The organism is Streptomyces crystallinus (assembly GCF_039521265.1).
In the GTDB taxonomy this organism is placed as follows: domain Bacteria; phylum Actinomycetota; class Actinomycetes; order Streptomycetales; family Streptomycetaceae; genus Streptomyces; species Streptomyces crystallinus.
In genome coordinates, this window is record NZ_BAAACA010000003.1 from 70,410 (window position 1) to 79,752 (window position 9,343).

Here is a 9,343-nt window from a genome sequence, read left to right on the forward strand (position 1 = left end):
CCGGGCCGCAGGCAAAGGCCGGGCATTATCCACAGGCTGTGGACAACGTTTACGGCACAAACAACGTCTTCCCCCGCGCCCCACCCCCCCGATTCCGCTCCAGCGCCTCCGGCACCTTCTCCAACGGGTACTCCCCCTCCACGGGCACGTGGATCTCGCCCGCCACCGCCGCGGCGGCCAGCGCGTCCAGGAGCGCGCCCGACGCCGTGAGGTGGAAGTTCACGCCCAGGCCGGGCGGGGCGCAGCCCCGGGTGCTCAGGGCCGCGCCACCCGGCCGCATCAGCCGCGCGTACGTCTCGAACGACGACGCGTCCGCCGACACCAGGTCCACCACCGCGTCCACCCCGCCCAGCACCACCCGCCCGCACGCCTCGGGGACCGACTGCTCGGTGGAGTCGATCGACAGGACCGCGCCCAGCGCCCGCATCCGCTCCCGCTCGTCGCCCCGGACCACCGCCACGACCCGGATGTCCCGGGCCGCCGCCAGCTGGGTGAGCGCGCTGCCCACGCCACCCGCGGCGCCCACGAGCAGCAGCGTGTCGCCCGGTTCCAGCGCCACGCCCGTGCGCAGGATCTGGAGCGCCGTCATCCCGGCCGTCGGCAGCGCCGCGGCCGCCCGCAGCGTGATCCCGTCCGGCACCCCGGCGATCGCGGCGTCCTGCGGCATCGTGACGTACTCCGCGTACGTGCCCGTGCCCACCGGCGGCCGTCCCGCCTGCCCGTACACCGCGTCACCCACCACGAACCGGTTCTCACCCGGCCCGACCACGTCCACGCGCCCGGCGAAGTCGACGCCGAGGACCAGCGGGAAGACGTGCGGGGCCCGGCCGTCCAGGAGGCCGTCCGCGACCTGCCAGTCGAACGGGTTGAGGGCCGCGTACTCGATCTTCACCAGCACTTCGCCCGGGCCGGGCGACGGCTTGGGGACATGGATCACTTCCGGCGTGGCCCTGAAGGCCGGGACCGCGACAGCGCGCATATGTATAGGCCTCCTGCTCGGCCCCCCTGCAACCGGGCTTCCGGACGGTCCGATCCTCACCCAGGACCGCGCCGCCCGCACCCCGGACCACCGGCCGCTACCCCTCGAACAGTTCGAGGCCGACGAGGAGCGCCCGGTGGTCGGTGCCGCGCAGGGTCAGGAAGCGGGCCGAGCGAACCGTGAAGTCGTCCCCGCTGACCAGTACATGGTCGATCTGGGTACGGAAGGGCGTGGTGCGGTCGGCGGGCCAGGAGTACGTACGGGAGCTGCCCGCGAGCCGGGCGCTGTCGTGCAGGGCGCCCGCCTTCAGGACCGCACGGAAGGCGGCGTGGTCCTGGGTCGCGTTGAAGTCCCCGGCGACGATCACCGCCTCGCCCTTCGCCGCCGCGGCGACGTCCCGTACCCGCCCCAGCTCCCGGCGCCACACCCCCTCCCGGCCCGGCAGCGGGGGCTCCGGGTGGGCGAGCTGGAGGCGTACGTCCCGGCCCGCGATCCGCGCCACCGCGCCCGGCATCGCCATCTCGGAGGGGAGGGCGGGAGTGGGGGTGAGCGGGTACTTGCTGAGGATCGCGGACCCGGCCGAGCCGTCCTCGCGTACGACGTTCCGGTACGGGTAGTCGGCCTTCGCCACCCGCTCCTCCAGCGCGTCCGCGCAGACGAACGCGCACTCCTGGACGAAGACCAGATCCGGCCGCTCGCGGCCCACCGCCGCGACCAAGTCGTCCGTCGCCCAGCCGAATTCGGTGTTGGCGCTCAGCACGCGCAGTTCGCCGAGGGGACGGCCGTGCGGGCGGGTGACCTCGGCGCCGTACGGCTGGGTGTACCAGCCGGTGACCGCGAGCACCACCAGCGCCCACGCCATCCCGGTCCGCCACCGCCCGAACAGCGCCAGGACCAGCGCGGCCCCGCCCGGCACCAGCAGCCACGGCAGGAAGGCCAGCAGCTGCGGCACCGGCGTGACGCCGTCGGAGTCGGCCACCCGGCACCCGACGACCGCGCTGACCCCGGCGAGCAGCAGCCCGGCCAGGACCGCGCCCGCCCGGCGCCACGGGTGCCCGCGCTCCCCGGGCGGGCCCGCCGCCGCGTCCGTCGCGGGCCAGGGCGGTGCGGTGCCAAGGGCGTCCAAGGGAGCCTCCCGGTCGACGGGTTCAGCGGTTCGACGGTTCGACAGGACGTGGTGCCCTCAAGTATCCGCCGGTACGCGCGGTCAGCCCGTCAGGTGCGCGCGCAGGGCCGCGTTGAACTCCTCGGGCCGCTCCAGATTGGGCAGATGGGCCGCCGCCTCCACGACCACCAGGGTGGAGCCGGGGATCGCCGCGTGCATCGCCTCGGCGTCCGCGACCGGGGTGTACGTGTCGTCCCGGCCCACCACGATCAGCGTGGGGACGCGGACCGTGGTCAGCAGCTCCCGGTAGTCGGGCCGCTCGGCGCGCCCGCGCAGCGCGGCGGCGGCGCCCTCGGGGTCGGTCGCGGTCATCATCCGGTACACGTGCGCCTTCACCTCGGCGTCCGCGTACGGCGCCACCATCTTCTCCAGCACCTCGTCCGCGTACGGCTTCATGCCCTCGCGTACGAGCCGGTCGGCCGTCGCGCGGCGGGCGGTGCGGCCGTCCGGGGTCTCGGCGGCGGGGAAGGTGTCCGCGAGGACCAGCGCGCTGATCCGCTCCGGAAAGAGGCGGTAGCACTCCATGACGATCTGGCCGCCCATGGAGAGCCCGCCGAGGGCGAAGCGCTCGACGCCCAGCCGGTCCGCGAGCGCGCGGACGTCCTCGGCGAAGTCGGAGAGGAGGGTCGTGCCGGGGGTCACGGGCGCACTGCCGTAGCCGCGCAGATCGGGCGCGACGACCCGGTGGGTGCGGGCGAACTCCTCGGTCTGCGGGTCCCACATCGTGCGGTCGAAGGGGTGGCCGTGGACCAGGAACAGGGCGTCGCCCGTGCCCCGGTCGGTGTAGGTGGTGGGCATGTCAGGAGGCTAGGCGGGTCCAATTGCTCGGTGCAATAAGATCTTTGCTCTCGGTGCAATGTCAGGGTGGCGGTTCGCTGGCGGTGGGGGGCTCGGGTGGATTACCGACGGCTGGCGGACGGGGTCGCGAAGGCGATCGCCGACGGAAGGCTGCGGCCGGGCGACCGGCTGCCGCCGCAGCGCGCGTTCGCGCGCCGCCACCGGGTGGCGGTCTCCACGGCGATCCGGGCGTACGGGGAGCTGGTGCGGCGGGGCCTGGTGGTCGGGGAGGTCGGGCGCGGCACCTTCGTCCGGGCCGCGCCGCCGCACCCCGGCTCGGTGCTCGCGGAGGACAGCGGCCGCACGCCGGTGAACCTGGAGCTCAACTACCCCGTGGCGGACGGCCAGTCGGAGCTGATGGCCCGCGCCCTGGCGGGTCTGGCCCGCCCGGACGTCCTCCTGGAGGCCACCCGCCCGGCGGCGGCGGACGGCACGCCCGGGGCGCGGGCGGCGGCGGCCCGGGTGCTGGCCCGCCCCGGCTGGAGCCCGGACCCGGACGGGCTGCTGTTCGCGGGCAACGGCCGCCAGGCGATCGCGGCGGCGCTGTCCGCGCTGGCCCGGCCGGGGGCCCGGGTCGGGGTGGAGGAGCTGACGTACCCGCTGGTCAAGGCGGTGGCGGAGCGGCTCGGTGCCACGTTGGTGGGGATCGGGACGGACGGGGCCGGGATGCTGCCGTCGGCCCTTGAGACGGCGCACCGGCGGGCGCCGCTGAGCGCGGTGTACGTCCAGCCGACGCTGCACAACCCACTGTCGCTGACGATGCCGTCGTCGCGACGGGCGGAACTGGCGTCCTTGCTACGGGAGTTGGAGCTGCCCGCTGTCGAGGACACGACCTGGGCGTTCCTGGCGGACGGGGCGCCCGCGCCGCTGGCGGCGTACGCGCCGGAGCGGACCCTGCTGGTGGACAGCCTGTCGAAGCGGCTGGCGCCGGGGCTCACGGTGGGTTTCCTGAGCGTTCCTGGGGAGTACGGGGAGGAGGTCGCGCGAGCGCTGCGGTCCGGGGCGTGGACGGCGGGCCGCTTCAACCTGGAGGCGGCGGCGCGGTGGGTGGAGGACGGGACGGTCGAGGCGGTGACGGCGGCCAAGCGGGTGGAGGCGGCGGCGCGGCACGCGCTGGTGGAGCGCCATCTGGGGGGCTTCCGGGTCCGTACGGACCCTAGCTCCTACTACTGCTGGTGGGAGCTGCCCGAGCCATGGCGGGCGGAGCCGTTCGCGGCGGCGGCCGCGGCCGAGCTGGGGATCGCGGTGACGCCGGGGTCGGCGTTCGCGGTGGGGGCGGGGTCGGCGCCGGACGCGGTCAGGGTGGGTCTGGGGTCACCGCCACGGCCGGTCCTCGACGCGGCGCTTCGACAGCTGGCGGAGCTGGCCGTACGCGGTCGGGGTGGGTCTGGGCTGGCCACCGCCGGATCTTGACGCATTGCTTCGGCGGTCGGCGGAGCTCGCCGTACGCGGTCAGGGCGAGTCCGCTTCGGCGGTCGGCGGAGCTCGCCGTACGCGGCCGCTGAGCCAGGACGTGAGCGCCAGGGCGAGTCCTGCGGCGACGGCGGCCCAGGCGGTGGTGCGCAGGACGGCGGTGAGGGCGTCGTAGACGGCGGCGGCGGTGCCGGGGTCGGCGTGCGGCGGGAGGTCGGCGAGGGTCAGCACCCGGCCGAGCGCGACCAGCGCGCGCAGCCCGAGCCCGCCCGCGGCGATGCCGAGGCCGACTGCGGTGACATGGGTGCGCACGGGTCCAGCCAACCCCGGGTTGCCGGGTGGGGCGCGCGGGTGTGGGCTGTATGGGTGGGTGTACGGGGGGGTGCAGCCGGGGGGTGTCGTGGAAGGAGCACCGCCATGTCCGCACACGCAGCGATGCCGGGGCGCACGTCCCGGCCGGGCCCGCTGCCGGGCCTGTCGGCCCGGCTGGGCCTGCCCCTCGCCCTGATCGCCCTCCCCCTGGTGACCGGCGTCTGCTACGGCTTCTGGGCCGCGTCCATCAGCCGCCGGGGCGGCGAGGTCACCGGCGCGAACATCGCGCTCGGCCTGGTGTCCGGGGCGGTGATCGCGGCGCTCGGCCTGGGGCTGCTGATGATCCAGGGCCGCTTGCCGCGGGAGCTGCGGGCGCTGGCGTTCGGAGCGTTGTTCGGGGCGGGGACGGGGTTTCTGTATGCCCAGTCGGGCGAGAGTGTGTTGGGGGCGTCGGGGATGGGAGCGATTCTGGGTGGGGGGATGGCTGCGGCGGCGTTCTATGTGTTCTACACACGGGAGTAGCGACCCGGATTTGTGCCCGGACTTCGTCTGCCGCTGAGTGGTGGGTTGCTCGCGCAGTTCCCCGCGCCCCTAGGGGGTTGCAGGTCAGCCGGAGAAACCAGCTCAGCCACAGGCGCTTTTAGGGGCGCGGGGAACTGCGCGAGAAGCGGCCACCGGCCCGCAGACGAAAGCGGGTTTCTCGGGCCACGGAGAACCGCCCGAACGGCCCGTACTACCTAGGGGCGCGGGGAACTGCGCGACCAGCCCGCCACCGGCCCGCAGACAAAGACCGGGCCGAGAAGGGGGCCGCTGACGCAGTCAGAACAGGGGGAGTTGGCCCGGGAACGGGGCCGGTTCGTAGCCGTCCAAGGTGGGCTGGGGCAGCACGGACGGAGCCGGCCGCTTCGAGCCGGGGCAGAGCGTCAGCTCCCCGCCGCCCGCCACCCGTACACGCGGATCATGACGTACATACCTCCCCGCCACCACGGCCACCGCGCGCCCGCACGACGGACACGGGCGGCGGGGAGAGAGACTCGGCGTGCGGTGCATGCGGTCATGCTGCCAGAGGGGTACGACACCCGGGTGCCCCACCGGCCGTACGCCGAGCCCCGACCACTACGCCGCCGGCTTGAACGCCGACGCCAGCCCGTTCCGCCACAGGCTGTTCACCCGCGACTTCTCCGTGCTGTTCGGGTACGCGTTGCGGCACGACGTACCCGGCCCGCCACCCGACATCAGCTCGCTGCACGGACCCGAGTAGTGGTCCGGCAGCCCGAGGACGTGGCCGGTCTCGTGGGCGACGACACGGACCGAGTAGTACTGCTGGTTCTGCGCGTAGTCGAGGAAGATGTAGCCGCCGCCGTGCCCGTCCGTGGACGCGTACGAGCCCTGCGGGTCGTTGCCCTCGTAGTACGAGAAGTCGGCGCCGGAGGAGGACTCGGCGAGGCGGACGTTCTGCACCGAGGAGTTCCAGATCTGCGTGGACTGCGATATCTGGGAGCGGAAGCTCGGAGCGTTACGGGTGCTGTAGTAGACGGTGACGGACGCGGCCAGCGGGTTGGCGGCCCGCTTCTTGGCGACCGACTTCATCACGGCGTCGTAGAACGCCTTGTTGTCGGCGGCGCGCTGCGCGGCACCGACGGGCGCCGGGCCGGGCGCGTACGCGGAGGTGGCGGCGGAGGGGGAGGCGGCGGGGGCGGCGGCCGTGGCGGGGATCGCGCCGAGGCCGGCGAGCGCCAGACCCAGGGCGGTGGACAGGACGACAGTCCTCTGGTGTCTCATGGGGGGCTCCTGGTCCTTCGTTCATGTGGGGGCGGCCCCGGTGGGTTGCCGGGGACCAGGGCGAGTGTCGGGGAGCCCGGGGCACGCGGGGATGATGGCATCCGCCGATAACCCCGCGTTATCGGCGGGGAATCGGCCGTCTAGTGCAGGACATGACAAGCCCTTTACCCTCGGGCCATGGAGCTCGACGTGAGGCACCTCCGCGCGCTGTGCGCGATCGCCGACACCGGCAGTCTGCACAGGGCCGCGCGGCTGCTCGGAACCAGCCAGCCCGCCCTGACCACGCAGCTCCGGCGCATCGAGCACTCCCTGGGCGGCCTGCTCTTCTCCCGGGAGCGCACCGGCTGCCGGCCGACGCCGCTGGGCCAGACCGTCCTCAGCCGCGCACGGCCGCTGCTCGCGGGGATGGACGCGCTGGTCATGGAGGTACGGGCGGCGGTGAACGGGGTGGACGGGCGGCCCCGGCTGCGTATCGGCTCCACCGCGAGCCGCGCCATCCCCGGCTGGCTGCGGCGGCTGCGCGAGCGGCTGCCCGGCACCGAGACGCAGCTCCATGTCGCCGTCTCCGCCAACGCGTTGCTCCGCCTCGTCGCGGCGGGGGAGTTGGACGTGGCCTTCGTCCACCAGGTGGAGGGGTGTCCGCTGCGGGTGCCGGAGGGGCTGGACGTACGGGTGCTGGTCGAGCGCGAGCCGCAGTTCATCTCGCTCGCCGTCGACCATCCGGCGGCCGACGCGGACGTGGTGGACCTGGCCGACCTGGCGGGGGACCGGTGGATGGTGGACCCCAGTGTGGACGGCGAGTGGGACGGGCTGCGGCGGGTGTTCGCGGCGGCGGGGCTCAATCCCCCGGTGCTGCACGGGGATTATCTGACGGCCGCGTCCCTGGTGGCGTCCGGGGAGGTGGTGACGCCGTGCCAGCCGACGTCCCGGCCGCGGGCGGACATGGCGATCCGGCCGTTGCGGGGGGACCCGTTGGCGGTCCGGCTGCTGCTGGCCGCTCGGGCCGGGGCGTACGAGTCGGGGGTGTACGGGGTGGTGCACTCTTCGCTGGATGCGGCGTACTGGGAGGCGGCGCGGATGTCTGCGCCGTACCGGGCGTGGTTGGAGGGACCGCTGGCCCTTCGGCCGTGAGGCCCGGTGTTCGTCTGCGGGACGGTGGTGGGCTGATCGCGCAGTTCCCCGCGCCCCTTTAGGGCCCGGGGTTCGTCTGCGGGCCGGTGGCGGGTTGCTCGCGCAGTTCCCCGCGCCCCTGGGTAGTACGGGCCGTTCGGGCGGTTCTCCGTGGCCCGGGAAATCCGCTGTCGGCTGCGGGCCGGTGGCCGCTTCTCGCGCAGTTCCCCGCGCCCCTGGAGGGGGTCGGGGCGTAAGCGGTACGGCGTCGTCCGCCCCCTGCCGAGGTTGACCGGATCGGATCGCTAACCTTACGTGTCCACGCCCGTGCTCCCGCTTACGCGGCGTGGGTAGGTAACCCCATGCATCACCCTGCACCGCACATCGCACCCAACTCATGCGAAAGGCCTCGCCCATGGGCATTCGGAGCTTGCTGCGCAAAGTGTTCGGACGCGATCGCGACGCGGAGAGCGCCGACCTGACGGCGGCTCCGGCGGAGGAGTCGGCTCCGGCCCCGGCCACCGTGCCGGCCCCCGCCGAGGAGTCCGCGCCCGCGACGCCGACCGTGCCCGCGCCGGCCCGGCGCGACCTGTCCCCCGCGGAGGAGCTGGTCGCGGCGGCGTTCGACGCGTCCCCCCGGGCCGCCGTGCCCGCGCCCGCGCGGCCCGCGGAGGACGTACCCGCGGCCGAGCCGTCGGCGCCCGCCGCGGAGCCGGCCGCCTCGGATGTTCCGCAGCCGCGGGCGGAGTCGCCGCTGGCGGAGAAGCCGGAGCCGGAGCCCGAGCCGGAGGTGGCCGAGGTCGAGCCCGAGCCGGAGCCGGAGCCGGAGCCGGAGGTGGCTGAGCCCGAGCCGGTGGCCGTCGTGGCTGAGCCCGAGCCCGTACCGGCCGAGGCCGAGCCCGAGCCCGTACCGGCCGAGGCCGAAGCCGAGCCCGTGGCGGTCAAGGCCGCTCCCGCCGTCTCCCTCCCCCGCGTCAAGTCCCGGGCCCCCGGTCTCGTCGACCACTACAAGGCCGCCGGGGCGCAGCTGCGCAAGGCCGGGCTCGTCGGGGCTCGGGCCAAGGTGTACCTCGTGCTCGACCGGTCCGGGTCGATGCGGCCGTACTACAAGGACGGCAGCGCCCAGCACCTCGCCGAGCGGACGCTCGCGCTCGCCGCGCACCTCGACGAGGACGCGGCCGTGCACACCGTGTTCTTCTCGACCGAGCTCGACGGCACGGCGGACGTCTCCCTGACCTCGTACGAGGGCGTCGTCGACGACGCGCACGCCGCGCTCGGGCGGATGGGGCGCACCAGCTACCACTGCGCGGTCGAGGCGGTCGTGGAGCACTACGAGAAGAGCCGGTACGACGGCCCGGCGCTGGTGGTCTTCCAGACCGACGGCGCCCCGGACGCCAAGGTCGCGGCCCGGCAGGCGCTCGCCGACGCGGCGGGCAAGGACCTGTTCTGGCAGTTCGTGGCGTTCGGCGAGGACGACAGCAAGGCGTTCGACTTCCTGCGGAAGCTGGACGCGGCGAACGCGGGGTTCCTGCATGCGGGGCCGGCGCCGCGGGACGTCCCGGACGCGGCGTTCTACCAGGGCCTCGTCGCGGGCTTCGCCCAGCGGCCCTGACCGGCCGGACTCCACCTGCGGACCGGTGGCGGGCCGGCCGCGCAGTTCCCCGCGCCCCTGAAGGGCCGCGTTCGTCTGCGGGTCGTGGCCGCTTCTCGCGCCGTTCCCCGCGCCCCTAGGGGGTCGGGATGCT

Annotated in this window: 9 protein-coding genes; 4 read left to right on the forward strand and 5 right to left on the reverse strand. The window is 74.6% G+C overall.

Features of this window, described 5'->3' with window-relative positions; translation table 11 throughout:
* Positions 1–49 precede the first annotated feature (49 nt).
* The 3 genes from ABD236_RS01905 to ABD236_RS01915 all read right to left on the reverse strand — a co-directional run bounded on the left by ABD236_RS01905 (position 50) and on the right by ABD236_RS01915 (position 2,942).
* Positions 50–979, reverse strand: a complete 930-nt coding sequence (locus ABD236_RS01905; RefSeq protein ID WP_344069079.1) for an NADP-dependent oxidoreductase — start codon at positions 977–979, stop codon at positions 50–52.
* Between the two features lie 97 nt (positions 980–1,076).
* Complete coding sequence (locus tag ABD236_RS01910) at positions 1,077–2,105, reverse strand: endonuclease/exonuclease/phosphatase family protein (RefSeq protein ID WP_344069082.1); 1,029 nt, start codon at positions 2,103–2,105, stop codon at positions 1,077–1,079.
* Between the two features lie 81 nt (positions 2,106–2,186).
* A complete protein-coding gene (locus ABD236_RS01915) occupies positions 2,187–2,942 on the reverse strand; it encodes an alpha/beta fold hydrolase (RefSeq protein WP_344069084.1) in 756 nt (251 codons plus the stop codon).
* 96 nt (positions 2,943–3,038) lie between these two features.
* Between ABD236_RS01915 and ABD236_RS01920 the strand changes: the two genes are divergently transcribed.
* Positions 3,039–4,394, forward strand: a complete 1,356-nt coding sequence (locus tag ABD236_RS01920; protein WP_344069087.1) for an aminotransferase-like domain-containing protein — start codon at positions 3,039–3,041, stop codon at positions 4,392–4,394.
* A 39-nt stretch (positions 4,395–4,433) separates the two neighbouring features.
* On the opposite strand, the gene ABD236_RS01925 is transcribed toward ABD236_RS01920, so the two are convergent.
* Positions 4,434–4,706, reverse strand: coding sequence for a hypothetical protein (locus ABD236_RS01925; RefSeq protein ID WP_344069090.1), 273 nt, complete (start codon positions 4,704–4,706; stop codon positions 4,434–4,436).
* A gap of 105 nt (positions 4,707–4,811) precedes the next feature.
* Between ABD236_RS01925 and ABD236_RS01930 the strand changes: the two genes are divergently transcribed.
* A complete protein-coding gene (locus tag ABD236_RS01930; RefSeq protein WP_344069093.1) occupies positions 4,812–5,228 on the forward strand; it encodes a hypothetical protein in 417 nt (138 codons plus the stop codon).
* Positions 5,229–5,822: 594 nt separating this feature from the next.
* On the opposite strand, the gene snpA is transcribed toward ABD236_RS01930, so the two are convergent.
* Entirely contained in the window at positions 5,823–6,488 is a 666-nt protein-coding gene (snpA, locus tag ABD236_RS01935; RefSeq protein ID WP_344069096.1) for a snapalysin, read from the reverse strand.
* Positions 6,489–6,665: 177 nt separating this feature from the next.
* Here snpA and ABD236_RS01940 point away from each other — a divergent pair, with 177 nt between their 5' ends.
* Complete coding sequence (locus tag ABD236_RS01940) at positions 6,666–7,619, forward strand: LysR family transcriptional regulator (RefSeq protein WP_344069099.1); 954 nt, start codon at positions 6,666–6,668, stop codon at positions 7,617–7,619.
* A 421-nt stretch (positions 7,620–8,040) separates the two neighbouring features.
* Positions 8,041–9,210: a VWA domain-containing protein gene (locus tag ABD236_RS01945; protein ID WP_425543800.1), complete on the forward strand. Its 1,170-nt coding sequence runs from the start codon at positions 8,041–8,043 to the stop codon at positions 9,208–9,210.
* Positions 9,211–9,343 lie beyond the last annotated feature (133 nt).

Bases quoted from the DNA above. Each gene is read 5' to 3' on its own strand.
- ABD236_RS01905 (WP_344069079.1), bottom strand. From the start codon at position 979: ATGCGCGCTGTCGCGGTCCCGGCCTTCAGGGCCACGCCGGAAGTGATC.
- ABD236_RS01915 (WP_344069084.1), bottom strand. From the start codon at position 2,942: ATGCCCACCACCTACACCGACCGGGGCACGGGCGACGCCCTGTTCCTG.
- ABD236_RS01930 (WP_344069093.1), top strand. From the start codon at position 4,812: ATGTCCGCACACGCAGCGATGCCGGGGCGCACGTCCCGGCCGGGCCCG.
- snpA (WP_344069096.1), bottom strand. From the start codon at position 6,488: ATGAGACACCAGAGGACTGTCGTCCTGTCCACCGCCCTGGGTCTGGCG.
- ABD236_RS01940 (WP_344069099.1), top strand. From the start codon at position 6,666: ATGGAGCTCGACGTGAGGCACCTCCGCGCGCTGTGCGCGATCGCCGAC.